Annotated in this window: 1 protein-coding gene; it reads right to left on the reverse strand. The window is 69.3% G+C overall.

Annotated features, from left to right (window positions below; translation table 11 throughout):
- Window positions 1–1,207, reverse strand: a 1,207-nt coding sequence (gene selA / locus PMI38_RS21060) for an L-seryl-tRNA(Sec) selenium transferase (RefSeq protein WP_008098470.1), incomplete at its 3' end; no start/stop codon positions are given.
- Between the last annotated feature and the right edge of the window lie 94 nt (window positions 1,208–1,301).

The raw sequence follows: 1,301 nt of genomic DNA on the forward strand, positions 1-1,301 counted from the left end.
CCGGCTGGCTGCCGCTGCCGATCATGCCCAGCGCGGGCTCCACGCTGACCGCCCATTGCTCGCCGAGGCAGGCTTTGAGTTCAGGGGCCAGGCGATCGGCCTGGGCCTGGATGTCGGCCTGGCTGCGGGTCAGCAGGCGCAGGCTGGGCAGGCGCTCGGCCAGGCGGTCGGGGTTGCGGTACAGCGCCAGCACCGCTTCAAGTGCGGCGAGGGTGATCTTGTCGACGCGCAGGGCGCGCTTGAGCGGGTTTTTCTTGATCTTGGCGATCAGTTCCTTGCGGCCGACGATGATGCCGGCTTGCGGGCCGCCGAGCAGTTTGTCGCCGCTGAAGGTGACGATGTCGGCGCCGTCAGCCAGGGCCTGGCGCACGGTCGGCTCGGCGGGCAGGCCCCAGCGCGTCAGGTCGAGCAGGCTGCCGCTGCCGAGGTCTTCGAGCAGTGGCAGTTCATGCTGGTGAGCGATGCGTGCCAGCTCGGCGGTAGGCACCTGGGTGGTGAAGCCCTGGATGCTGTAGTTGCTGCAATGCACGCGCATCAGCAAGCCGGTACGCGGGCCGATGGCCGCTTCGTAATCGCGGGCGTGGGTGCGGTTGGTGGTGCCGATCTCGTGCAGCTTCACCCCGGCGCGGGCCATGATGTCGGGGATGCGGAAGGCGCCGCCGATCTCGATCAGCTCGCCTCGGGAAATGATGCCCTCCTTGCGTGCGCCTAGGCTATTGAGCGCCAGCAGCACGGCGGCGGCGTTGTTGTTGACCACAGTGACGGCCTCGGCGCCGGTGAGCTCGCGGATCAGGCCTTCGATGAGGTCGTCACGGTCGCCGCGCTTGCCGGTGGCCAGGTCGAATTCGAGGTTGAGCGGGTAGCGCGCGGCGGTCTGCATGGCTTCGACGGCCTCCTCCGGCAGCAGGGCGCGGCCGAGGTTGGTGTGCAGCACGGTGCCGGTGAGGTTGAACACGCGGCGGACCTGGCTGCGCTGCTGGACGGCCAGCCGTTCACCGGTGCGGCCCAGCAGGACTTCGGCGGCCAGTTCGGCGGCGCTGAGTTGGCCATTGCGAGCAGGATCGCGCAGGTCATCGAGCAGCTGGCGCAGGGTGGCCAGCACGGCGTCGCGGCCGTGGCGGTCGATCAGCGGGAGGCAGGCCGGGTGGCGCAGGAGGGTGTCGATGGACGGCAGGCGTGGGGTGTCGCTGGCGGGGCTTGGAGACATGCAGTACTACCTTGGACGGGTCCGTTGTCTGTTCGGGCGCTATCGCCGGCAAGCCGGCTCCCACATCGATCACCGCTGACCTTGTGGGAGCCGG

Source organism: Pseudomonas sp. GM84, assembly GCF_000282535.1.
Classification (GTDB): domain Bacteria; phylum Pseudomonadota; class Gammaproteobacteria; order Pseudomonadales; family Pseudomonadaceae; genus Aquipseudomonas.